This window comes from Streptosporangium sp. H13245 (assembly GCF_055690525.1).
This window is the reverse complement of the sequence record NZ_JBSZKT010000005.1, coordinates 87,021-110,575: the sequence shown is the minus strand read 5'-3', so window position 1 is coordinate 110,575 and position 23,555 is coordinate 87,021. Positions and strand designations below refer to the sequence as shown.

General features: G+C 71.7%; 22 protein-coding genes and 2 riboswitches. Of the genes, 12 read left to right on the top strand and 10 right to left on the bottom strand.

All coding sequences use genetic code 11. The features are described 5' to 3' along the window. Positions 1-43: 43 nt before the first annotated feature. Both ACW9TB_RS12115 and ACW9TB_RS12110 read right to left on the bottom strand, forming a co-directional pair. The gene (locus tag ACW9TB_RS12115; protein ID WP_472748070.1) at positions 44-730 is read right to left on the bottom strand and encodes an SDR family oxidoreductase; all 687 of its coding nucleotides are present in this window, start codon (positions 728-730) and stop codon (positions 44-46) included. 10 nt (positions 731-740) lie between these two features. Next, positions 741-1,070 carry a hypothetical protein gene (locus ACW9TB_RS12110; RefSeq protein WP_472748069.1) on the bottom strand — a complete coding sequence of 110 codons (330 nt, stop codon included), beginning with the start codon at positions 1,068-1,070 and terminating at the stop codon, positions 741-743. A 38-nt stretch (positions 1,071-1,108) separates the two neighbouring features. On the opposite strand from ACW9TB_RS12110, the gene ACW9TB_RS12105 reads away from it, so the two are divergent. The 3 genes from ACW9TB_RS12105 (at position 1,109) to ACW9TB_RS12095 (ending at position 3,588) form a co-directional block, all read left to right on the top strand. Continuing rightward, a complete protein-coding gene (locus ACW9TB_RS12105) occupies positions 1,109-1,639 on the top strand; it encodes a PadR family transcriptional regulator (protein WP_472748068.1) in 531 nt (176 codons plus the stop codon). Between the two features lie 226 nt (positions 1,640-1,865). Then, a complete protein-coding gene (locus ACW9TB_RS12100) occupies positions 1,866-2,822 on the top strand; it encodes an ATP-binding cassette domain-containing protein (protein WP_472748237.1) in 957 nt (318 codons plus the stop codon). 16 nt (positions 2,823-2,838) lie between these two features. Beyond that, positions 2,839-3,588: an ABC transporter permease gene (locus tag ACW9TB_RS12095; RefSeq protein ID WP_472748067.1), complete on the top strand. Its 750-nt coding sequence runs from the start codon at positions 2,839-2,841 to the stop codon at positions 3,586-3,588. Positions 3,589-3,612: 24 nt separating this feature from the next. On the opposite strand, the gene ACW9TB_RS12090 is transcribed toward ACW9TB_RS12095, so the two are convergent. The 3 genes from ACW9TB_RS12090 to ACW9TB_RS12080 all read right to left on the bottom strand — a co-directional run bounded on the left by ACW9TB_RS12090 (position 3,613) and on the right by ACW9TB_RS12080 (position 8,649). Next, a complete protein-coding gene (locus tag ACW9TB_RS12090) occupies positions 3,613-4,437 on the bottom strand; it encodes a MurR/RpiR family transcriptional regulator (protein ID WP_472748066.1) in 825 nt (274 codons plus the stop codon). A 493-nt stretch (positions 4,438-4,930) separates the two neighbouring features. Beyond that, complete coding sequence (gene hutU, locus ACW9TB_RS12085; protein ID WP_472748065.1) at positions 4,931-6,586, bottom strand: urocanate hydratase; 1,656 nt, start codon at positions 6,584-6,586, stop codon at positions 4,931-4,933. A 335-nt stretch (positions 6,587-6,921) separates the two neighbouring features. Next, positions 6,922-8,649, bottom strand: a complete 1,728-nt coding sequence (locus ACW9TB_RS12080) for an ABC transporter ATP-binding protein (protein ID WP_472748064.1) — start codon at positions 8,647-8,649, stop codon at positions 6,922-6,924. Positions 8,650-9,116: 467 nt separating this feature from the next. On the opposite strand from ACW9TB_RS12080, the gene ACW9TB_RS12075 reads away from it, so the two are divergent. From ACW9TB_RS12075 to ACW9TB_RS12065, 3 genes are all read left to right on the top strand, one after another. After that, positions 9,117-10,499 (top strand): DUF4331 domain-containing protein, encoded by a 1,383-nt coding sequence (locus ACW9TB_RS12075; RefSeq protein WP_472748063.1) that lies wholly within the window; start codon positions 9,117-9,119, stop codon positions 10,497-10,499. A gap of 112 nt (positions 10,500-10,611) precedes the next feature. Next, a complete protein-coding gene (locus ACW9TB_RS12070; protein WP_472748062.1) occupies positions 10,612-11,910 on the top strand; it encodes a tetratricopeptide repeat protein in 1,299 nt (432 codons plus the stop codon). A 113-nt stretch (positions 11,911-12,023) separates the two neighbouring features. Next, positions 12,024-13,697 carry a HoxN/HupN/NixA family nickel/cobalt transporter gene (locus ACW9TB_RS12065; protein ID WP_472748061.1) on the top strand — a complete coding sequence of 558 codons (1,674 nt, stop codon included), beginning with the start codon at positions 12,024-12,026 and terminating at the stop codon, positions 13,695-13,697. A 232-nt stretch (positions 13,698-13,929) separates the two neighbouring features. Here the strand turns inward: ACW9TB_RS12065 and ACW9TB_RS12060 are convergent, their stop codons facing one another. The 5 genes from ACW9TB_RS12060 to ACW9TB_RS12040 all read right to left on the bottom strand — a co-directional run bounded on the left by ACW9TB_RS12060 (position 13,930) and on the right by ACW9TB_RS12040 (position 17,172). Then, on the bottom strand, positions 13,930-14,118 hold the full coding sequence (locus ACW9TB_RS12060; protein WP_472748060.1) for a hypothetical protein: 189 nt from the start codon (positions 14,116-14,118) through the stop codon (positions 13,930-13,932). A gap of 142 nt (positions 14,119-14,260) precedes the next feature. Next, positions 14,261-14,956 (bottom strand): nucleotidyl transferase AbiEii/AbiGii toxin family protein, encoded by a 696-nt coding sequence (locus tag ACW9TB_RS12055; protein WP_472748059.1) that lies wholly within the window; start codon positions 14,954-14,956, stop codon positions 14,261-14,263. Next, a complete protein-coding gene (locus ACW9TB_RS12050) occupies positions 14,944-15,390 on the bottom strand; it encodes a hypothetical protein (RefSeq protein ID WP_472748058.1) in 447 nt (148 codons plus the stop codon). Before ACW9TB_RS12050 ends, ACW9TB_RS12055 begins: the two co-directional genes overlap by 13 nt. A gap of 147 nt (positions 15,391-15,537) precedes the next feature. Continuing rightward, on the bottom strand, positions 15,538-16,290 hold the full coding sequence (locus ACW9TB_RS12045; RefSeq protein WP_472748057.1) for a hypothetical protein: 753 nt from the start codon (positions 16,288-16,290) through the stop codon (positions 15,538-15,540). Positions 16,291-16,452: 162 nt separating this feature from the next. Next, the gene (locus tag ACW9TB_RS12040) at positions 16,453-17,172 is read right to left on the bottom strand and encodes a FadR/GntR family transcriptional regulator (protein ID WP_472748056.1); all 720 of its coding nucleotides are present in this window, start codon (positions 17,170-17,172) and stop codon (positions 16,453-16,455) included. An 87-nt stretch (positions 17,173-17,259) separates the two neighbouring features. Between ACW9TB_RS12040 and ACW9TB_RS12035 the strand changes: the two genes are divergently transcribed. From ACW9TB_RS12035 to gcvH, 6 genes are all read left to right on the top strand, one after another. Beyond that, entirely contained in the window at positions 17,260-18,603 is a 1,344-nt protein-coding gene (locus tag ACW9TB_RS12035; protein WP_472748055.1) for a glutamine synthetase family protein, read from the top strand. A 2-nt stretch (positions 18,604-18,605) separates the two neighbouring features. Further along, positions 18,606-19,952 carry an aldehyde dehydrogenase family protein gene (locus ACW9TB_RS12030; protein ID WP_472748054.1) on the top strand — a complete coding sequence of 449 codons (1,347 nt, stop codon included), beginning with the start codon at positions 18,606-18,608 and terminating at the stop codon, positions 19,950-19,952. 5 nt (positions 19,953-19,957) lie between these two features. Then, positions 19,958-20,722: a 3-oxoacyl-ACP reductase gene (locus tag ACW9TB_RS12025; protein WP_472748053.1), complete on the top strand. Its 765-nt coding sequence runs from the start codon at positions 19,958-19,960 to the stop codon at positions 20,720-20,722. A 154-nt stretch (positions 20,723-20,876) separates the two neighbouring features. Beyond that, positions 20,877-21,572, top strand: coding sequence for a gamma-glutamyl-gamma-aminobutyrate hydrolase family protein (locus ACW9TB_RS12020; protein WP_472748052.1), 696 nt, complete (start codon positions 20,877-20,879; stop codon positions 21,570-21,572). A 243-nt stretch (positions 21,573-21,815) separates the two neighbouring features. Then, a riboswitch (glycine riboswitch) is annotated at positions 21,816-21,914 on the top strand. Further along, a riboswitch (glycine riboswitch) is annotated at positions 21,915-22,009 on the top strand. It abuts the riboswitch before it with no gap. 33 nt (positions 22,010-22,042) lie between these two features. After that, the gene (gene gcvT / locus ACW9TB_RS12015) at positions 22,043-23,134 is read left to right on the top strand and encodes a glycine cleavage system aminomethyltransferase GcvT (protein WP_472748051.1); all 1,092 of its coding nucleotides are present in this window, start codon (positions 22,043-22,045) and stop codon (positions 23,132-23,134) included. Continuing rightward, complete coding sequence (gene gcvH, locus ACW9TB_RS12010) at positions 23,131-23,520, top strand: glycine cleavage system protein GcvH (protein ID WP_472748050.1); 390 nt, start codon at positions 23,131-23,133, stop codon at positions 23,518-23,520. The genes gcvT and gcvH overlap by 4 nt, the downstream gene beginning before the upstream one ends. Positions 23,521-23,555: the final 35 nt, after the last annotated feature.

The following is a 23,555-nucleotide window of genomic DNA, read 5'->3' as shown; positions in this document are numbered from 1 at the left end:
AGTCCGGCTCAGCCCGGTGTGCCCTCGGCCCGCCGTACCGCTCTCAGTTCGCGGGTCCGCCGGTGGGACGGACGGTGATCTCGGTGATGTGGGCGTCGGGGGACGCGGTCAGGGCCGTCACCACCACCCGGGCCACCGAGTCCGGGTCGAGGTAGTTCTCCGGCTCGTAGGGGCCGCCCTCGACGGCCCGCAGCTCGCGCTGCATGTCGGTGGCGGCCCGTCCCGGGTAGATCGTGGTGACCCGGAGCCGGGGCTCCTCCAGGCGGAGCCCGTCGGCGAAGGCGCGCAGCGCGTACTTGCTGGCCGCGTAGGAGACCCAGTCCGGGTTGACCCGCTGCCCCGCCCCGGAGTTGATCAGCACCACGTGGCCCCGCGCCGCGCGGAGCGCGGGCAGCAGCAACCGGGTCAGCTCGGCCACCGCGATCACGTTGACCTCCATCGTGCGCCGCCACACCTCGGCCGGGGTCTCCTCGACACGTCCGAGGGTCACCACGCCCGCGCTGTGCACCAGCACGTCGAGCCGGTCGACGCCCGCGACGTCGGCCTCCGTGACGGCGGTGAGCTCCACCGGCCAGGGCCGCGCGCCGGGCAGGGCGGAGACCGTCCCGGCCAGCGCCTCGGTGTCCCGGCCGCCGAGCAGCAGGTCGTACGTGGGAGCCAGGGCGCGGGCGATCGCGGCGCCGATCCCTCGGGAGGCGCCGGTGACCAGCGCGGCGGGGCGTTCGGGCATGTCGATCATCCTACTCGGGGCGGAACATCTCGGGCCCGGGACGCTCCAGCGTCATCGCGAGGACGTCCTCGCGCGGGTAGCCGAAGTCGTTCGGCCGGATCCTGACCGCGTCGGCCGCCGCCTCCACGATCACGCACCGGTACCACTCCCCGCCCTCCAGGAACAGCCAGGGCCGCATCAGCACCTCCAGCCCGGACCGGTGGACCACCTCCAGCGCCTCCTCCTCGGAGGACGGCTCCCCCAGCGGGTAACCGAACACGGTCAGGGGCTCCCAGCCCTCGCCGGACGGGCGGATGAAGCCCATGAGGGCACCGTCGTCGTCACGCCTGATCTCTCGCATGCTTGACACTGTACTCAAACTTGAATACAAACTTGTATATGTCTTCCACCCGGACCCTGCTGCTCGGCGTGCTGCTCGACGGCCCGCTGCACGGCTACGAGGTACGGCGCCGCCTCGAACTGTGGGGCGCCGACAGCTGGGCCAACGTGGCCTACGGCTCGATCTACCACGGCCTGGCCAAGATGGCCGAGGAGGGGCTGCTGGAGATCGTCGAGCAGGGCAAGGGCGGCAGGACGGTGTACGGCATCACCGAGACGGGACGCGCCGACTTCCAGCGGCAGCTGACGGACAGCTGGTGGTTCGTGAAGCCGATCGTCGACCCCTTCCAGGTCGCGCTCACCTTCATGGACCGTCTCCCCCCGGCCGACCTGGTCAACGCCATGGAGGCGAGGGCGGAGCAGCTGCGGGCGTCCATCTCGATGATGCGGCGCGCGCTGGGTGGCAAGCAGGGCTACGGAGCCCCCCGGCACATCGACGAGTGCCTTCAGCTCAACATCCGCCAGTTCCAGGCACAGCTCGACTGGATCGAGGCGTCCGTCGCCGATGTCAGAGCCGGAAAACTCCCCTGAGCCTCGGCATCGACCGACGAGCGTCAACCGGTGAGCATCGACCAGTGAGCGCCAACCGACGGGCGTCGACCAGCGAGCGTCCACCGGTGAGCCTCAACCAGCGAGCGTCAACCGGCGGGTGGCAACCGCCCCGGAGCGCGTGGAAGATTACCGAACCGGAAAACCGGTTGAGTCCCCGCCGCCGTTCCCCGAACCTTTACCCCACCCCCCACCACGGAGAGTCATGATCATCGAAGCGCACGACCTGCGCAAGACCTTCACCACCGGGCGCGGCAGGGACGGCCCCCGGAAGGTCGAGGCCGTCAAGGGCGTCGACCTGTCCGTCGCCGAGGGCGAGATCTTCGCCTTCCTAGGTCCCAACGGCGCGGGGAAGACCACCACGATCCGGATGCTCGCCACCCTCGTCACCCCCACCTCCGGTACCGCCCGGGTGGCGGGCCACGACGTGGTCACCGAGGCGGCCAGGGTACGGGAGAAGATCGGCTACGTCGGCCAGGGAGGCGGCGTGGACGAGAACTCACCCGGCCGCGAGGGCCTGATCCTCGCCGCCAGGATCGGCGGCATGTCCCGCGCGCGGGCGAAGGCGCGCAGCGAGGAGCTCCTCGCCTCCTTCGACCTCGCCGAGATCGCCGACCGTCCCGTACGGACGCTGTCCGGCGGCCAGAAGCGCAGGTTCGCCCTCGCCGTCGGCCTGGTCAACCACCCGCCGCTGTTCTTCCTCGACGAGCCCACCACCGGCCTCGACCCGCAGAACCGGGCCAACCTGTGGGACGAGGTGCGCTCCCTGCGCGAGCGGGGCACCAGCGTGCTGCTGACCACCCACTACCTGGAGGAGGCCGACGCGCTCTGTGACCGGCTGGTCATCATCGACCACGGCCGCGTCGTCGCGGAGGGCACCCCCGCCGATCTCAAGAAGGAGGTCTCGGGCGACGTCGTCACGCTCCGCCTCGACCGGGCCCCCGAGGCGCGGGTGCTCCTCGACGCCGAGCCGTACGTCAGGGAGGTCCGCGAGGAGGACGGCGTCCTGCGCGCCTACCTCGACGACGGGGAGCACAACCTGCCCGCCCTGCTCCGCGCCCTGGAGGCCGGGGGGCTGCCGATCCGGTCGATCTCCCTGGACCGGGCCACGCTCGACGACGTGTTCCTGCGCCACACCGGCCGTTCCCTGCGCGACGCGACCTGAACGACAAGGACCTCCCATGCTCCGACACACGATGCTGTTCCTGGGCTACGAGCTCAGGGGCACCCTGCGCAACCCCGTCTGGTCGCTGTTCGGCCTGATGCAGCCCGTCCTGTACCTGCTGCTCTTCGCACCGCTGGTGGCCAACACCACCGCGGGCGGCACCATGGGCGACACGCTGCGGATGTTCACGCCCGGCGTGATGATGATGATCGCCCTGTTCGGCTCGCTCTTCGTGGGCTTCGGCATGATCAACGAGATCCGCAACGGCTACCTGGAACGGCTCGCGGTCAGCTCCGTCTGGCGTCCCGCGATCGTGCTGGGCCGCGCCCTGCGCGACATGATCGTGCTGGTCGTCCAGGCCCTGCTGGTGATCGCGCTCGCCACGCTGATGGGCATGCGGGCCAGCCTGCCGGGGCTCGCGCTCATGCTGGTGCTGATGGCCGCCACCGGACTGCTCGCCTCCGGCCTGTCGTACGGCATGGCGCTGGCGCTGCGCGACGAGAACGGCATGTCGCAGATCATGCAGTTCTTCGCGCTGCCGCTGATCCTGCTCACCGGCATCATGCTGCCCATGTCGCTGGCCCCCGACTGGATGCGGGCGGTCGCGCAGTTCAACCCGCTCTACCACGCGGTCGAGGCCGGGCGGGCGCTGTTCGACGGCGACCTCTCCGACGGCTCGATCCCGCTGGCCTTCGGCCTCATCCTGGTCCTGTCCGCGGTCAGCCTGCGCTGGTCGGTCGGCTCGATGAAGCGGCTCGCGGGCTAGGGTGCCGCGCCGCCCGCCGCGCCGTCAGTCGAGCTGCTCGGTGAAGATCCCGGCCTGGTCGATCATCCGCTCGTACTCCTCCAGCCGGGCCTGGGTGCGCAGCGGCGCCGCGTCGGCCATCGCCTCCACCAGCACCATCGCCAGCGCCAGCGGTCCCGCGTGCGAGTCGAAGACCAGCCGCTCCCCGACGGGAGCGGCCAGGATCACGTCGGCCTCGAAGGGCACGTCCCGCCGATCGGTGATCACCGCCGTACGCAGGCCGAGGTCGCGGGCCCCCCGCAGGGCCTGTACGGCCTCGGCCGGGTAGCGGGGCAGGACCACCGCGACCAGCCAGCCCGCTCCCGCCCGGCGCGCGGCGTACAGGCCGTCGGCCAGCTCGGAGCCGCCGTGGGTCAGCAGGCGGACGTCGGGGTGGATCCGGCGCGCGAAGTAGGCGAACGTGGTGGCCAGCCCGCTCGACACCCGCAGGCCGAGCACCGGCAGGGGCTCGCAGCCCGCCAGGTTGGCGCCCAGCTCCGCGAGGTCGGAGGGGTCGCTCAGCGCGTCGCGCACGCTCCGCAGGTTGTCGATCTCCACATCGATCGCGGTCTGCAGGTCGTTGGCCCGCGACGGCCTCCTGCCGCCCACGACCAGGGGCCGCAGCGCCTGCCTCAGCTCGGGGTAACCCGCGAAACCGAGCACCATCGCGAACCTCGTCACCGACGGCTGGCTCACCCCGGCCCGGTCGGCCAGCTCCACGCTCGACAGGAAGACGGCCTCGGACAGGTGGTCGCCCAGGTAGCGCGCGATCCGCCGCTGCACGGGCGACAGCCGCCGCCCCTCCAGAAGCCGATCCAGTCCGTCACCCACGCCCCCTCCAACCGCTCGAAGACCCACGAGCATTCCCCTCCCCCGTCCCGCCCCCGCTGTCGTTCTACACCCGGCGGGACGGGAGCGAGCGGCGCCGGGAGGATTCGCGCACCGGAATCAGGACGCGGCACGCGAATCGACCACCCGTACGCTTCGGCCGCGAGGCGCGTGCCCCCGGCCGTGACCCGCACCGGCTCCTAAAGCCCCGCGCCCCGGGTCGTGACCCGCACCGGCTCCGAAGCCGCACATCCGGACCGGGACGCGCGCCCGCTCAGGAGCCGCACGCCCCCGGACCGTGACGCGCCCGTTCCGAAGCCGCGTGCACCCGGTCATGAAGCGCGCCCCGTCAGGACTCGCACGCCCGGATCACGGCACGCGCCGCCTGGGACCCGCGTGTCCCGGGTCGCGGCGCGCGCCGTCAGAACTCGCGCGTCGGTCCGTCGTCCGTCAGGACTCGCGCACCGATCCCCGTCAGGACTCGCACACGGTCCCGTCAGGACTCGCGCATCGGGACGCGGACGCCCCGCTCCTCGGCCACGGTGACGGCCTCGTCGTACCCGGCGTCGACGTGGCGGATGACGCCCGTGCCCGGGTCGTTGGTGAGGACCCGGTTGAGCTTCTCGGCGCCGAGTTTGGTGCCGTCGGCCACGGTGACCTGCCCGGCGTGGATGGAACGGCCGATGCCGACGCCGCCGCCGTGGTGGATGGAGACCCACGCGGCGCCGGAGGCGACGTTGAGCATGGCGTTCAGCAGCGGCCAGTCGGCGATCGCGTCGGAGCCGTCGGCCATGCCCTCGGTCTCCCGGTACGGGCTCGCGACGCTGCCGCAGTCGAGGTGGTCGCGGCCGATCACCAGCGGGGCCTCGATCTCCCCCGAGGCCACCATGTCGTTGAACCGCTCCCCGGCCAGGTGGCGCTCACCGTACCCGAGCCAGCAGATGCGGGCGGGCAGGCCCTGGAAGTGGACCTTCTCCCCGGCCAGCCGGATCCACCGGGCGAGCGGCTCGTTGTCGGGGAACAGCTCCAGGATCGCGCGGTCGGTCTTGGCGATGTCGGAGGCGGCCCCGGACAGCGCGGCCCAGCGGAACGGGCCCTTGCCCTCGCAGAACAGCGGCCGGATGTAGGCGGGCACGAAACCGGGGAAGTCGAACGCGCGGGTGTAGCCCGCGAGCTGGGCCTCGCCCCGGATCGAGTTGCCGTAGTCGAAGACCTCGGCCCCGGCGTCCTGGAAACCGACCATGGCCTCCACGTGGGCGGCCATGGACTCGCGGGCCCTGCGGGTGAAGCCCGCCGGGTCCTTCTCGCGCTCGTCGGCCATGTCCTCGAAGGCCACGCCGACCGGCAGGTACATCAGCGGGTCGTGGGCGGACGTCTGGTCGGTGACGACGTCGATCTCGGCGCCCCTGCGGAGCAGCTCGGGCACGACCTCGGCCGCGTTGCCCTCGACCCCGATGCTCAGCGGCCTGCGCTGGTCACGGGCCTCGTACGCCAGGCGCAGCGCCTCGTCGAGGTCGGCGGCGCGGACGTCCAGGTAGCGGTGCTCGATCCGCCGGTCGATCGACCTGGGGTCGCAGTCGACGCAGATCACCACGCCGCCGTTCATGGTCACCGCGAGCGGCTGGGCGCCGCCCATGCCGCCGAGCCCGGCGGTCAGCGTGATCGTCCCGGCGAGGTCGCCGCCGAACCGCTTGGCGGCCACGGCCCCGAAGGTCTCGTAGGTGCCCTGGAGGATGCCCTGGGTGCCGATGTAGATCCAGGAACCGGCCGTCATCTGCCCGTACATGGTCAGCCCGGCGGCCTCCAGGCGCCGGAACTCCTCCCAGTTGGCCCAGTCGGGCACCAGGTTGGAGTTGGCGATGAGCACCCGGGGGGCCCACTCGTGGGTGCGGAACACCCCGACGGGGCGGCCCGACTGCACCAGCAGCGTCTCGTCGCCCTCCAGGGTGGTCAGGGTACGGGTGATCGCGTCGAAGGAGCGCCAGTCGCGGGCGGCCTTGCCCGAGCCGCCGTAGACGACGAGCTGTTCCGGATGCTCGGCGACCTCGGGATCGAGATTGTTCTGGATCATGCGGAGCGCCGCCTCCTGCGGCCACCCCTTGGCGGTGAGCGTGGTACCGCGCGGCGCGCGCACGATCCGGCTGCCGGACATGCCCGACCTCCCCATCAGGAATGAATGAACGTATTCATATTTGGTCACCCGGAGGCTACAGGTCAACCCGGAAAAGGGGGTACCGCGGGCAGCACGCCCGTGGTACCCCCTGGTGGTAGCCGTAACGATCGTCACGCCCGGATCCTCGTCCCGCACGGACGGGACCGGGTGATCGAATGCGGCGCGCGCCCGATGGGCGCTCCGATGCGAAGGAGAGGCTCCGCACAGGCGGGGATGCCCGGTTCACCGGACAGCGAATCAATCTCCCGATCCGCTGTCCGAATTATGGCTATATGAGCGATATGAATTTACCCAACCGAGCCGGTGACCACAGGTTAGGTGGGCAGCAGGAACTGGGTGGCGGCCAGCTCGCGGTAGAGCGCGTCGTCGGCGAGCAGCTCGTCGTGGGTCCCCACGGCCCGCACCCGGCCCGCCTCCATCACCACGATCCGGTCGGCCCCCGCCACGGTGGAGAGGCGGTGGGCGATCACCAGCACGGTCGTCTCCGCCGCCACCTCCGCGATCACCTCGCGAAGCCGCAGCTCGTTGACCGCGTCGAGCTGGGAGGTGGCCTCGTCCAGCAGCAGGAGCCTGGGGCTGCGCAGCAGGGCGCGGGCGATGGCGACCCGCTGACGCTCGCCGCCGGAGAGCATGATCCCCCGATGGCCGACCCTGGTCTCCAGCCCCTCGGGGAGCCGGGAGACCAGGTCCTCCAGGCGGGTGCGGGCGAGCACCCGCCAGATGTCGGCCTCGTCCACCCCCGGCGCGGCGAAGACGAGGTTCTCCCTGAGCGTGCCGTCCAGCACCGGCGCGTCCTGCTCGACGTAGCCGAGGCAGGCGCGCAGCTCGGCGAGCGGCCAGTCCGCGATGTCGCGGCCGTCGATCGTGATCGTCCCCGCCTGCTGCTCGTAGAACCGCTCCAGCAGGGCGAAGATCGTGGACTTGCCCGCCCCCGAGGGACCCACCAGGGCGGTCAGCCCGCCCGCGGACACCTCGAAGGAGACGTCGTCGTGGACGACCGGCCTGTCGTCGCCGTACCGGAAGGCGACACCCTCGAAGACGACCCCGGCCGGGGCCCTGCCGACCTCGTACACCGCGCCGTCCGCCCCCTCGGCGGGGAGCTCCTCGATCTCGCGGATCCGCTTCACCGCGGCCAGGCCGTTCTGCACCTGCGTGAAACCCTGGACCAGCTGGCCGATGGGGGCCACCAGGTAGAACAGGTACAGCAGGAAGGCGATCAGCGAGGAGACCTCCAGCGAGCCCGAGGAGACCCGCGCGCCGCCCACTCCGAGCACGGCCACGAAGGCCAGCTGCGCGGAGACCCACGCCGAGACACCGGCGATCGAGGTCAGCCAGGCGACGGCGATCCCCCGGTCGCGCGCCTCGCGGGCCGCCTCGCCCACCGCGGCGATCTCCCGCTCCTCGGCACCGCTGGCCTTGACCGTACGGAACGCCTGGAGCACCCGGTCGAGAACCGCGCCCATCTCGCCGACCGCGACCTGCGCCTGCATCGAGGCGCGCTGGATACGGGGCATGATCAGGCTGACGAGCCCGCCGACCACGACCAGCACTCCCAGCGTGATGAGCAGCAGCAACCCGTCGATGACCGCCATCATCACCACGGCGCCCACGAGCATGAACAGTGAGCTGACCGTCTCGACCACGCCGTTGGTGAACACCGCCCGCAGCAGCGTGGTGTCGGAGGTCACCCTGGACATCAGGTCGCCCGGCTTGAGCCGGTCGACCTCGGACACCCGCAGCCGCAGCATCCGGTCGACGAGGGTACGGCGGGCGGAGAAGACGATGCCCTCACCCATCCGCTCCAGCACGTAACTGCCCAGCGCGCCGATGGCCGCGCCCAGGAGCACGGCGGCGGTCAGGCCGAGCACCGGGCCGAGCAGGGAACGCTGCTCGCCGAAGGCGTCGATGACCGTCTTGGCCAGGAGCGGCATCGCCAGCCCGGCCAGCGAGCCGACGAGGCTGAGCACCCCGCCCAGCAGCAGAGCCCTTCGGTGGGGGCGCACGTACGCGACCAGCAACCGCCAGGACGCGGTCTCGGGCACCGTGCTCCCGGGGTCTTCTGTGTCCTTCGCGTCCTTCGTGTCCCCCGGCAATGTGACCCCCGCCAATGTGTCCCCCTCCGAAGCGATGTGATCGGCCTCCGGCCGCTTTTCCTATCTACCGCGCGCGAGTCCATCTCGGGCGTCTCGCCCTGGTTTAGAGATGAAAGCGATGGCGTCAATGTAGGTTGACACCATCACCACTGTCAATACAGGTTGACTTAAAGGGGCCGTACGTGGGCCGGGGACCCGGCGAGGGGACCCCGGCGGGACCACGAGAACGCGACGGGGAAAGCCGATGGGAGAGCGGTGGAAAAGGTGCCGGGAAATCGTCCCGTCCGGCGCCAATCCGGGGAGGCCCCGGCGGCGAATGGGGACCGAGGAATCCGGCCGGATCCTTCCGTACCCCCGTACACCCCCGTACCCACGGCCGGTCACACCGTGACCGGCGGCCGAAAGGACCAACTGACATGGAGCTCCGGATCAACCGGCGCGCCCTGGTCGGCATGGGCGTCATAGGGGCGTTGACCGCTTCCTCGTTCGTCCTGCTCAGAGCCGAGACCGGTACCGCCTCCTCGCACCGCGAGGCACCGATGATCGCGGGCGACCCCCGCAACGACAACACCGACGTGTACGCGTTCGTCAGCCCCGACAAGCCCGACACCGTCACGCTGCTGGCCAACTTCATCCCGTTCGAGGAGCCGAACGGCGGGCCGAACTTCTACCAGTTCGACACCAACTCCCGCTACAACATCAAGATCGACAGCAATGGCGACGCCAGGCCCGACGTCGTCTACCAGTGGACGTTCCGCAACGAGGACCGGCGCGGCAACGGCACCTTCCTGTACAACAACGGCCCGATCACCTCGCTGAACGACAAGAACCTGCTGTTCAGGCAGCGCTACAAGCTCACCAGGAGCACCGCCCACGGCACCAGGACCCTGGTCGCGAACGGTGTGGTGGCGCCGAGCAACACCGGCCCCGCCTCCGTCCCCGACTACGGCAAGCTGCGCGCCCAGGCCGTCAAGAGCCTGCCCGGCGGCGGCAGGGTCTTCGCCGGGCAGTCGGACGAGGCGTTCTTCGCCGACCTGCGGGTCTTCGACCTGCTGTACGGCGGCGACCTGTCCGAGGTCGGCCAGGACACGCTCAAGGGCTACAACGTGCACAGCCTCGCGCTCCAGCTGCCCAAGGACGAGATCGCGCTGCGCGGCGACCCGAAGCGCAACCCCGTCGTCGGCGTCTGGTCCACCGTCGACAAGTGGAGCCCGAAGGGCTACGTCCAGGTCTCCCGCCTGGGCCAGCCGCTGGTCAACGAGGTCGTGGTCCCGGCCGGGCTGAAGGACGCCTTCAACGCCCTGCCGCCGGACCAGGACGCCGGGATCCCCGCCGTCGTCAAGCGTGTCACCGAACCCGAGGTGCCCAAGCTCCTGGAGGCCATCTACGGCCTCAAGGCGCCGAAGACGCCCCGCAACGACCTGGTCGAGATCTTCCTCACCGGTATCGCCAAGGAGAACGGCCCGATCAAGGCCGACCTCAACTCGCAGAGCCTCAACAAGGACGCCGGGAAGCTGCGCCCGTCGGAGATGCTGCGGCTGAACATGGCGGTCCCGCCCTCGGCGACCCCGAACAGGCTCGGCGTGCTCGCCGGAGACCTGCAGGGCTTCCCGAACGGCCGCCGCCTCGGCGACGACGTGATCGACATCGCCCTCCAGGCGATGGCGGGCGCCGCGCAGACCGGCAAGCTCGTCGACGCGCTGGCCTCGGGCGACAAGGTGGACGCCAACGACAAGCCGTTCGACACGGTGTTCCCGTACCTCCCGCTGCCGGGCAACACGTCGGTGAACGCGAGCTGACGTGGAGCGCGGGGCCGGGCTCTCCCCCGGCCCCGCGCGACCGCGCACCCGCGCTCCCGCATGCCTCCGCGTGCTCCCACGTGCTTCCGCGCCGACCAGAGGGGTGCTGACCATGAAGACTTCCGCGAAAGCCCGTACGGCGGCGGCCGTGCTCGGCCTGGCCTCGGCGCTCACCCTCGGAGCGGCGCTGATCCCCGGCGACCGGCCCGCCCCCGCGCCCGCGCCCGTCGCGGCCCGGGTGGACCTCACCGAGACGCCCGCCTCCGCCGTCTCCCTCGACGACGCGATCGAGGCGCTGAACGACCGGCTCCGGCGACTGCCCGCCGACCACCTCGCCTGGGCGCGGCTCGGCGCGGCCCACATCCAGCGGGCGCGCCTCACCGCCGACCCGTCCCACTACCCGCGCGCCGAGGCGGCGCTGGCCAGGGCCACCGCGCTGAGCCCCGGCGACCCGGAGGTGCTCACCGGCCTGGCCGCGCTCGCCGCCGGGCGCCACGAGTTCGCCGAGGCCGTACGGCTGGCCCGTGCCTCGGCCGCCGCCAACCCCTACGGCCAGGGCGCCCAGGCGGTACTGGCCGACGCCTACACCCAGCTCGGCCGGTACGGGGAGGCGAGGCGGGCCGTCGACAGGATTATGGAACTCCGCCCCGGCGTCGCGGCCTTCACCCGGGCCTCCTACGACGCCGAACTCAGGGGCGACCGGACGGCGGCCCGCCGGATGCTGGAACACGCGCTCTCCGACGCCTTCTCCCCCGCCGACGTCGCCTACTGCCGCCACTACCTGGGCGAACTGGCCCTGCACTCCGGTGACCTGCGCGGCGCCGCCGAACAGTACCGGCTCGCGCTGAAGGCCGACCCCGCCTTCGTCCCCGCCCTCGCGGGGAGCGCGCGGGCCGCCGCGCTCGGCGGGCGCACGGCCGAGGCGATCGACCGCTACGCCACCGTGGTCGCGCGGCTGCCCCTGGCCCAGTACGTGGTCGAGTACGCCGAGGTGCTGACCGCCGCGGGCAGGGACCCCTCCGAGCAGTGGGCCCTGCTGCGGGCACAGCGGAGCCTGACGCGGGAGGCCGGGGTGCGGGACGACCTGACCTGGGCCGAGTACGAGGCCGACCACGGCTCTCCGGCACTGGCCGTCACGCACGCGCGGGCCGAGTACGCCCGCAACCCCAACGTGGTCGCCGCCGACGCCCTGGCCTGGGCCCTGCACCGCGACGGCCGCAGCCGCGAGGCCCTGCCGTACGCGAGGAGGGCCACCGCCACCGGCTGGCGCAACGCCCTCCTGCTGCACCACCGCGCGGAGATCGAACGCGCCCTGGACATGGCCGGAGAGGCGGGGCGCTCCGCCGCCCGCGCCCGCGCGGCCAACCCCTCCTTCTCTCCCGCCCTCCCCGCCCTCGCGAGGTTGTCATGAAGTTCACAGAGGTCCGGAAACGGGGAGGAACGACGACGCCGCCGAGCCTCCCGAGGCTCGCAAAGCCGCCGAGTCCCGCGAAGGCTCTGAGATCGTCGAGGTCGTCACGGCTCGTGAAAGTGTCGCGTGCGGCGCTCGGCGCGGTTCTCCCGGTCGTGGCGGTCGTGGCGATCACCGCCCTCGCGCCCCCGGCCGCCGCCGCCACCACCGCGAGCGCCAACGCCTCGACCGCCACCACCGCGGGCGGTACGGTCACCGTGACCGGCGCACGGGTCGCGCACCCGCTGGGCAACTTCACCGTCAACCACTACAACGGCCTGCGGATCGGCCCGGAACTGGTGGAGAGCCTGGCGGTGGTGGACAGCGCCGAGCTGCCCACCCTCCAGGCCCGCCCCTCGGTGGACACCGACCGCTCGGGTACGGTCTCGGACTCCGAACGGTCGGCGTACGGCACCGCCCGCTGTGCCGAGCTGGCCTCCGCGCAGCGCCTGGCGGTGAACGGGACCGCGACGCCCTGGCGCGTCGCCGGGAGCGCCTTCGCCTACGAGCCCGGCCAGGGCGGCCTGGAGACCACCCGCCTGACCTGCCGACTCTCCGCCCCTCTCCGGGGGACCGGGACGATCTCGTTCGACGACGCCTACCTCGCCGACCGGATCGGCTGGCGGGAGATCACCGCCGTGGCGTCGGGAGGGGTGCGGCTGACGCGGTCGTCCGTGCCCGGCACGAGCGCCAGCCGGGAGCTGCGGGCCTACCCGGACGGTCTGCTGTCCAGCCCGCTCGACCAGCGCACCGCCGAACTGGGCGTGGCCCCGGGGACCGGATCGGTGACGGTCACGCTCCCGCTCGTACCCGACGGGCCGATCGCCGACGCGCTGGCCGCGCTGGACCGTACGTTCACCGGCCTGATCGGTACCGATTCGCTCACCCTGCCGCTGGGGCTGCTCGCCGTCCTGCTGGCCACGGTCCTGGGCGCCGGGCACGCCCTCATCCCCGGCCACGGCAAGACCGTCATGGCCGCCTACCTCGCGGGCAGGAGGGGCCGCCCCCGTGACGCGCTGATCGTCGGCGCCACCGTGACCGCCACCCACACCCTGGGCGTTCTCGTGGTCGGCCTCCTGCTGAGCGCCTTCTCCGTTCTCACGGGAGAGGGGGTCCTCGCCTGGCTCGGCCTGGCCAGCGGCCTGCTGATCTCCGCCGTGGGCGTCCGCCTCCTGCTGTCCGCCTGGCGTGCCTACCGCACCGGCGAGGCCCCGGCCCACGGGCACCTCGGCCATGGTCACGGACACTTCGGCCACGGGCATGGTCACGGACATGGCCACGGGCACGGGCACGGGCCCGACCGGCTCGCCGAGGAGGGGCGTACCGTGGCGCTGCTGGAGCGGGAGGGGACCGATCCCGGCGAGGAGGTCGTGCGGTCGCGTACCGACGGAGCAGCCCGTACCGGACGCGAGAGAGCGGCGCCCTCGAAGGGCGGGCTCGTGGGCATGGGGGTGGCCGGGGGGCTGGTTCCCAGCCCGTCGGCGCTCGTCGTCCTGCTCGGCGCGATCGCGCTCGGCCGCACCTGGTTCGGGATCGCGCTGGTCCTGGCCTACGGCGTGGGGATGGCGGGTACGCTCACCGCCACCGGGCTGCTCCTGGTCAGGCTCACCGGACGGCTCGACCGCCTGGCCACGGCGGGCGGCGGTCTCGCGGCCCGCGTCTCGGCCTTCGCCCCGGTCGGCACCGCCGCCGTCGTCGTCCTGCTCGGCCTGGGCCTGGCCCTGCGGAGCCTCACGGGGTCCTTCTGAGTGCCCGGCGGCCGGTGAGGCCCCGGCACCACACTCTTCCGGACGTTCTGCCGAATCGCCCCAGAGCCGAGAGACGATCCGCCGCGTGCCGGTATCCCGCCCAGGATCTCCTCGCGAGCTCATCGGGTTCACCTCGAAGGGGTCGCCGCGTGCCGGTGTCCCGCCGATCCGGAGTCGGCTCCGAGGGGAGCCCATCGGCGGGACACCGGCATTCGGTGCGGCGGGGTGGGAGTCAGCGGCGGCGGGCGCCGTACTCCTTGCGCATCTCCGCGACGGTGTCCAGGATCTCGTCCTGCGTCTTCAGAAGCTTCGCCTCGGCCTCCTCGGTCCTGGCCTCGGCCACCATCCGGCGGTTACCCGTCCGGCTGGCCAGCTTCAGCTTGGCCTTGGCCTTCATTTCGCGCAGGTTGAGCTTCTCCATGAGACCCATGATCAGCACCCTTCAGCAGAGAGGACCGTCGACTGCCCGGCGGACGGCCGAATATGCGTCCCAGGAGCTTTCCCGTCCCTCCCGGGTCCCCGGCCTCACCGTCTCGGCCCGATCCCGGCGGCGCCCGGCTTCCTCAGTCGGGGTCGGGGACGTCGTCGTAGTCGACGTCGCCCTCCTCTGCGCGGCGGAGGCCGATGTCCTCCACCCAGGCGCAGGCGAACCGGCGGATCTTCATGATCTGCTCGCCGTCCACGCCGTAGGCCTCGAAGTCCTCGTCGGCGATCAGGTCGACGAACTCCAGCCGCATCACCAGCTCGGCGAGCTCGAACTCCTCGTTGTGCAGGCGGGCGAGGTGTTCGAGCTCGCGGAAGCCGTACAGGTGGGAGACCGAGGCGATGTCGATGACGTCACGGGCGAGGCTGCGCTCGTGCAGGGCCCGCATCTTCAGGCCGACCGCGTCGTCCAGGGAGACGACGGAGACGTCGCCGACGATCACGGGCTGCTGCTGGAACGCCTCCCTGAGCAGGTCGAACTCGCAGCTCTGCTCGGTCACCGGGTCGCTGACCACGAGGCGGCCCATCCGGGGCGTCACCTCCGTCAGGGTGACCTCCAGCCCGGCCTTCCTGAACGCCTCGGCCATGCCCTCCGCGACCTCGGGCAGCGGCGTCTCGGCGGCGGTCGCGAAGTCGAGGTCGTTGCTCGGGCGTTCGGTGAATCCGTGGGCGTTCATCGCGTAACCACCCGCCAGGACCAGCCCGAACCGGGTGCAGGCGGGCAGCGCGGCCTCCAGCATCCGCTGCTGGAAGGGAGGCAGGATCACCGTTCCCATCCCGGCGTCCCGTCGCCCGTCCCGGTCCTCGCTTCGGTGCCTGTCTCGGTCCTCGCCTCGGCGTCGCGGCCCGCTTCGGCTCCCGCGCCGATATCGAGGCTCGTACCAGGGTCAAGCCTCCACCCCAGGGCGGCGATCTTGGTTTCCCAGGCCCTCCGGTAGCTCGGCCCGATGCCCCGGCGCAGGGTCGGCCAGTCGGCCACGAGAAGCTCGGCGTTCAGGTACGACTCGGCGTCGGACCGGCCGCCGCCGGTGATGACCGTACGGTAGAGGCTCATCCGCAGCAGCGGGTTCACCAGGTCGAACTCGGTGAGCCCTGACCAGCCGAGGTGCACGGGCAGGGCGACCTTCCCCGTCGCCGGGCCGCGCAGGTCGGCGAGCGATTCGGGGACGCGCTGCTCCACGCCGTCCCATCGGGACGGAAGCGTACTCACGTCCCCCAGTATGCCCGCCGTTCGCCCGAGGTCCACGGGACGCGCGGGCTCGGCGGCCGGAACGGGCGCCGAGCGAATCTGTACCGGGAACGACGGCAGGGGGAACGGCGCCGGGCGGATCCGTACCGGGAACGACGGCGCGCGGGCTCAGCGGCGGGAACGGCGGCGGGTGGAGGGAAGGTCGTGGCGGCCGGAGAGGAACTCCTGGAAGGCGATCTTGCCGCGGATCACCGGGCGGCGCCAGCGCTCCTCGCGGCCCTCGGCCCTGGCCATCTTGCGAGGCTGCGGGTGCCGGGAGTCCGGCGCGAAGAACCAGTGGGCCCAGGGCGACCCCGGGCGGGCCAGCCGTACGGCGCCGGGCACCAGGAGGATCGGGACGAACAGCCCGGCGAGACCCGTCCAGATCTTGCCCTTGAGCAGCGTGATCACGGCGAGTACGAGATTGGCCACGATGAAGCCGACCGTCAGCCACGTGGCCCGGGGTTCGCCGTCGTAGTCCTCCCAGCCGAGGGGGCGCAGGCCGATCAGGAGCAGGGCGGTGATCGCGACGGCGATGAACACGGCGTCGACCGAGGCGCGGCCCTCCTCCTCCCAGTAGACGTCGTGCAGGTGCAGGATCAGCGCGAACTCGTCCAGGATCAGGGCGGCTCCGGCGCCGAAGACGGCCGCCGTCACCGCGTACCAGCCCTCGGAGACCCCCGAGACGATCAGGCCGGACACCCCGCCGAGCAGGGTCAGCACCACGCCGAACACCACGTGGTGGATGTGCATCTCACCGACGTTGACGTCGCCGAACCAGCCGATCTTGGCGCGGATGAGCCGGACGTTGATCCTGGTGAGCAGGAAGACGGCGATCAGCGCGACGAAGAAACAGAACAGCGGCAGCCGTCCTGTGTCCATGATCCGTTCTCGGAACAAATCCCCCACCGTCCTCCCAGGCTATGCGAGGGGGACCTCCGGGCAGGCGCGGGAACCACCGCGGCACGACGCTTTCCCCGTCGCCCGCTCTCCCCGGCATACGGATTCCCGGGCGTACGGCACCCGTCCGAGGCGTACCGCGTGTCAGGCGAGGAACCCCCGCAGCAGCGCCGCGGTCCCCTCAAGGTGTTCGGCCACGGCGCGGCGCGCGGCCTCCGGGTCCCCGGCCAGGATGGCCGTCACGATCGCCTGGTGCTGGACCGCGGCGTGCTCGATGTTGCGCTGGAGCACCGGGATGGCGTTGAGCAGGTCGGCGACCCGGAGCCTGGCGTCGGCGCAGGCCCCGGCGAGCAGGGCGGAGCCGGTCAGCTCGGCGATGGCCAGGTGGAAGGCCGTGTCGAGACGGCGGTAGTCGCCGGGCCCGGCCGAGTTGACCTCGCGCAGCCTCTCCCGCAGGACCTCGCGCCGCTCCGGGGTCAGCGGGGTGGCGGCGAGCACCTGGGCCGCGCCGCACTCGACCGCCATCCTGAAGGTGAGGGCGTCGGACAGGTCGGCGGTACCCATGTCGACCACGGCCCTGCGCAGGTCGTCCCGGTGCGGGTCCGGCGGGGCGTAGGTGAGGAAGGCGCCGCCGTACCGGCCCCGGCGCACTTCCAGATAGCCCGCGTCCTGCAGCTCGCGGATGGCCTCGCGCAGGGTGACCCTGCTGATGCCGAGCTGGGCGGCGAGCTCCCGCTCCGGCGGCAGTTTCTCGGCCACCAGCCCCAGTTTGATGACCTGGAGCAGGCGTTCCACCGTCTCCTCGAACGCGTTGCCCGCGCGCACCGGCCGCAGCACGGCCGTCAATCGCGACACCTCGTCCAATTATCCCCTCCGGCCCTTGACAAGGCTCCCCCCGCTACACGTCAATGGTCTGACACTAGCCCAATAAGACCCCGACGAGGAGGGCATGTGGACGTCCCCGAGCTTCACGACGAGGTGCGGGCAGGGCGGATCGACACCGTGCTGCTGGCGGTCGTCGACATGCAGGGCCGTCTTCAGGGGAAGCGCCTGTCGGCGCGCTACTTCCTGGAGGAGGTGGTGCGGCACGCCTCCGAGGGCTGCAACTACCTGCTCGCGGTCGACATCGACATGAACACGGTCGACGGTTACGCCATGTCGTCCTGGGAGCGCGGATACGGCGATTTTGTTATGAGGCCGGACATGTCCACTCTTCGCCGCGTGCCGTGGCAGGAGGGGACGGCCCTGGTGATGGCCGACCTGGTGTGGGAGGACGACTCTGACGTGACCGCCTCGCCGCGCCAGATCCTGCGCCGTCAGCTCGCCCGGCTGGACGAGCGGGGCTGGGGCGCCTTCGTCGGGACCGAGCTGGAGTTCGTCGTCTTCAACGACACCTACGAGGACGCCTGGCGCCGAGGCTACCGCGACCTGACGCCTTCCAACCTCTACAACGTCGACTACTCCCTCCTCGGCACCGCCAGGGTCGAACCGCTGCTGCGCAGGATCAGGCTCGGCATGGAGGGCGCGGGCATGTACGTCGAGTCGGCCAAGGGCGAGTGCAACCTCGGCCAGCACGAGATCGCCTTCCGCTTCGGCGAGGCCCTGTCCAGCTGCGACAACCACTCGATCTACAAGAACGGCGCCAAGGAGATCGCCTCCCAGGAGGGCATGGCGATCACCTTCATGGCCAAGCCGAACCAGCGCGAGGGCAACTCCTGCCACATCCACATCTCGCTCAGGGACGCGGACGGGGAGCCGGTCATGTCCGGTTCCGGCCAGCACGGCCTGTCGGCGACCGGGGAGCACTTCATCGCCGGTCAGATCGCGCTGATGCGCGAGCTGACCCTGCTGTACGCACCGAACGTCAACTCCTACAAGCGGTACGTGCCGGGCAGCTTCGCCCCCACCGCGGTCAAGTGGGGCGTGGACAACAGGACGTGCGCGCTGCGCCTGGTCGGCCACGGCCCCTCGCTGCGGATCGAGAACCGGGTGCCCGGCGGCGACGTCAACCCCTACCTGGCGGTCTCGGCCCTGGTCGCGGCCGGGCTGCACGGCATCGAGAACGAGCTGCCGCTTGAGGACGCCTTCACGGGGAACGCCTACTCGTCGGGCGCGGAGACCGTGCCGAGTACGCTGCGGGGCGCGCTGGAGCTCTGGGAGGGCTCCGCGTTCGCGACGGCCGCCTTCGGCGAGGACGTCGTGGCGCACTACGCGAACAACGCCCGGGTCGAGCTGGCCGCCTTCGACGCGGCGGTGACCGACTGGGAGCTTTTCCGGGGATTCGAACGGATGTGAATGTGAAGATCATCAATCCGGCGACAGAAGAGGTGGTCGCCGAGATCGGGATGGCGGACGCCGCCGAGACCGACAGGGCGGTGGAGCGCGCCGGGCGCGCCTTCGCGACCTGGCGGAACGTCGGCCCGGGAGACCGGGCCCGGCTGCTGCGCCGTTTCGCCTCGCTGGTGCGCGAGCACGCCGAGGAGCTCGCCCTGCTGGAGGTCGCCAACTCCGGGCACACGATCGGCAACGCCCGCTGGGAGGCGGGCAACGTCGCCGACGTCCTCGACTTCTACGCCGGGGCGCCCGAGCGCAACCACGGCCTGCAGATCCCGGTGCCCGGCGGGCTGGACGTCACCTTCAGGGAGCCGCTGGGCGTCGTCGGCGTGATCGTGCCGTGGAACTTCCCGATGGTCATCATGACCTGGGGGCTGGCCCCGGCGCTGGCCGCGGGCAACACCGTGATCGTCAAGCCCGCCGAGTGGACGCCGCTCACCGCCCTGCGGGTGGCCGAGCTGGCCCTGGCCGCCGGTCTGCCCGAGGGGGTGTTCCAGGTCCTGCCCGGGGCCGGGGAGGTGGCGGGCGCCCGGCTGGTCGAGCACCCCGGCGTAGCGAAGATCGTGTTCACCGGCTCGACCGAGGTCGGCAAGGAGATCGCCGCCACGTGCGCCGGGCAGGTCAAGCGGCTCACCCTGGAGCTGGGCGGCAAGAGCGCCAACGTGGTCTTCGCCGACGCCGACCTGGAGAAGGCCGCGGCGACCGCGCCGTACGCGGTGTTCGACAACGCGGGCCAGGACTGCTGCGCGCGCTCCCGGATCCTGGTCGAGCGCTCGGTGCACGACGAGTTCCTGGCCAGGTTCGGGGAGGCGGTGCTGGACGTCAGGGTCGGCGACCCCCGCGACGAGGCCACCGAGATGGGCCCGCTGATCAGCGCCGAGCACCGGGAACGGGTGGCCTCCTTCGTCACCGAGCCGCCCCACCTGCGGGGCACCTGCCCGCCGGGGCCGGGGTTCTGGTTCCCGCCGACGGTCCTGACGCCCCGGTCCGCGGACGACCGGGCGTTCACCGAGGAGATCTTCGGGCCGGTGGTGTCGGTGGTGCCGTTCGACGACGAGGCGGACGCCGTGCGGATCGCCAACGACACCCCGTACGGCCTGAGCGGGTCCATCTGGACCCGCGACGTCGGCCGGGCGCTCCGGGTGGCCAGGGCGGTCGAGGCGGGCAACCTCAGCGTCAACTCGCATTCGAGCGTCCGCTACTGGACCCCGTTCGGCGGTTTCAAACAGTCGGGCCTTGGCCGCGAGCTGGGCCCCGACGCCCTGTCAGCGTTCACCGAGACCAAGAACGTCTTCATTTCCGAGGAGTAGTAGCGATGCTGCGTTTGCAGGACCGGGTCGCCGTCATCACCGGCGCCGGAAGCGGGATCGGCCTGGCCACCGCGCGCCGGTTCGCCGAGGAGGGCGCCCGCGTCGTGTGCGTGGACCTGGACGAGACGACCGGCGCCAAGGCCGCCGACGAGGTCGGCGGGCTGTTCGTGCGGGCCGACGTGACCAGCGAGGAGGACGTCGCCCGCGTGTTCCGGACCGCGTTCGACACCTACGGCAGCGTGGACATCGCGTTCAACAACGCGGGCATCTCGCCGCCGGACGACGACTCGATCCTGGAGACCGGCATCGACGCCTGGCGCCGGGTCCAGGAGGTCAACCTCACCTCCGTCTACCTGTGCTGCAAGCACGCCATCCCGTACATGCGGCGGCAGGGCAAGGGGTCGATCATCAACACCGCGTCGTTCGTGGCCGTGATGGGGTCGGCGACCAGCCAGATCTCCTACACCGCCTCCAAGGGTGGGGTGCTGGCCATGTCCCGCGAGCTGGGCGTGCAGTTCGCCCGCGAGGGCATCCGGGTGAACGCCCTGTGCCCGGGGCCGGTGAACACGCCGCTGCTGCGGGAGCTGTTCGCCAAGGACCCCGAGCGGGCGCAGCGCCGCCTGGTCCACATCCCGGTGGGCCGCTTCGCCGAGGCGTCCGAGATCGCCGCCGCGGTGGCGTTCCTCGCCTCGGACGACGCCAGCTTCATCACCGGCTCCGAGTTCCTGGTGGACGGCGGCATCTCCGGCGCGTACGTCACCCCGCTGTAGCCCTTTCCGCGCGCCCCCCTCCCCCGCGGGCGACCCCGGCGTGTCCCCCGGCCTCGCCGCGGGTCGCCCCGCCATGGCCGGTAGCGTGCGGAGAGGGGGCACGGACCCCCCTGACCAGCCCTGACGTCGAGAAGCAAGAACAAGACAGGAGATCATGTCCCGTCCCGTCATCGGCATCACCTGCTACGTCGAGCCCGCGCGGTTCACCGTCTGGGAGACGACCACCGCGCTCCTGCCGTACGACTACGTCGACCACGTGGCCCGCGCGGGCGGGCAGCCGGTGATCCTGCCTCCGGCGGGTGACCCCGCGGCGCTGGCGGGGCGCCTGGACGGGCTGATCCTGGCCGGTGGCGGGGACGTCGGCCCGGAGCGGTACGGGCAGGAGCCGCACGAGCGGACCGGCTACGTCCGGCCGTTCCGCGACGACGCCGAGCTGGGGCTGGTCAGGGCGGCGCTGGAGCGGGGCCTGCCCTTCCTGGGGATCTGCAGGGGCATGCAGGTCCTGAACGTCTCGCTGGGCGGCACCCTCCACCAGCACCTGCCCGACGTGGTCGGTCACCCCGGGCACGCCCCGGCCCCCGGCCACTACGGCAGGATGCCGGTGTGGCTCGCCCCCGGCAGCCGGACCTCGAAGATCTTCGGGACCGAGACCGTGGACGTGGCCCACTACCACCACCAGGCCATCGACCGGCCTGCCGAGGGCCTCACCGTGACCGCCCACGCCGAGGACGGCACGATCGAGGCCGTGGAGGTGGACGACCACCCGTTCGCCGTCGCCGTCCAGTGGCACCCCGAGACCGACGGCGAGTCCGCTCTGTTCGAGGCACTGGTCCGGCACGCCACCCCCTGACCGGGACCGCGAGGGGATTTCGCTCGGCCTGTACGAACGGACGGATCGGGGCCGCGAGGGGATCTCGCCCACCCGGTACGGGCAGATGGGTCAGGGCCACGGGAGGATCTCGCCCGCCCGGTGCGGACGGACGGATCGGGACCGCGAAGGGATCTCGCTCGCCCGGTACGAACGGACGGATCAGGGCCGCGAGGGGATTTCGCTCGGCCGGTGCGGGCGGTTAGGCTGGCCGGTGACACCGATGAATCCCGTGCGGGAGAGCGTCCTGACACCCAGGCCAGGACCCCTGAAGGAGCAAGCCCTCCCCGCGAACCTCTCAAGGCAAAGGACCGTGCGGGTAGGTGCCCTCTGGAAAGCAGGTCCCACGACCTCGCCGAAGGTGAAAGTCCGGTAAAACCCGGATGAAACTCTCAGGCACCCACGACAGAGGGGGAGGATGCTCTCATCTGTCCCTTGTCTGAGGTGCGCACATGTCCCGACCTACGCCGCTGCGCGGCGTGCACGAGTCCCTCGGCGCGACGCTGACCGACTTCGCGGGCTGGCTGATGCCGCTCCGCTACGGCAGCGAGTCGGCCGAGCACAACGCGGTCCGCCAGGCGGCCGGCCTGTTCGACCTCTCCCACATGGGGGAGATCTTCGTGACGGGGCCGCAGGCCGCCGAAGCCCTCGACTACGCGCTGGTCGGCCACCTCTCCGCGCTGGAGCCCGGCCGCGCCCGCTACACGATGATCGTCGACGCCGAGGGCGGCGTGCTGGACGACCTGATCGTCTACCGGCTCGCCCCCGCCGAGTTCATGGTCGTCGCCAACGCCTCCAACTACCCGAGGGTGGCCGCCGAGCTGACCGGCCGCGCCAAGGGCTTCGACGCCGCGGTGGACGACCGCTCCGAGCGGTACGCGCTGGTCGCGGTCCAGGGCCCGCGCTCCGCGGAGATCCTGGGCTCGCTCACCGACGCCGACCTCGACGGGCTCAAGTACTACGCCGGACTGCCCGCCGTCGTCGCGGGCCACGAGGCCCTCGTCGCCCGTACGGGATACACCGGCGAGGACGGTTTCGAGCTGTTCGTCGCGGCCGGGGACGCCGAGCCGGTCTGGGCCGCCCTCACCGAGGCGGGCGCCCCGCACGGCCTGATCCCCGCGGGCCTGTCCGCCCGCGACACCCTCCGGCTGGAGGCCGGGATGCCGCTGTACGGCAACGAGCTGTCGGCCGGGCTGACTCCGTTCGACGCCGGGCTGGGCCGTGTGGTGAGGTTTGACAAGCCGGGCGACTTCGTCGGCCGGGCCGCCCTCGAATCGCGCAGGGACGTCCCGCCGTCCCGCCGCCTGGTCGGCCTGATCGCGACCGGCCGCAGGGTGCCCCGGCACGGGTATCCGGTGGTGGTCGCCGGTGACGGCGCCGTCGTCGGCGAGGTCACCAGCGGGGCACCCTCCCAGTCACTGGGCAGGCCCATCGCGATGGCCTACGTGGACAACGGCCTGTCGTCAGGACTGGCCGTCGACATCAGGGGCAGCCACGAGCCGGTCGAGGTCGTCGCACTGCCCTTCTACAGGAGGAAAAAATGAGCAGCATTCCCGAGGAACTGCACTACACCAAGGAACACGAGTGGATCTCCGGCATCGATGACGGCCTGACCCTCACCGTGGGCATCACCGCCTACGCCGCCGAAGCGCTGGGCGACGTGGTCTTCGTGCAGGTCCCCGAGGTCGGCTCGACGGTCGCCTCCGGTGACGCCGTCGGCGAGGTCGAGTCGACCAAGTCGGTGAGCGACATCTTCGCCCCGGTCTCCGGCGAGATCGTCGAGGTCAACCAGGCCGTCGTGGACGACCCCTCGCTGGTCAACAGCGACTCCTACGGCGACGGCTGGCTGTTCCGCGTACGTCTTGAGGGCTCCGCCGACGACCTGCTGTCGCCGGAGGAGTACGCCGCGCTCACCTCGGGTGAGTCCTAAGCCTCTCCCCCCTCGCGTCACGGTCACGCGCGTCC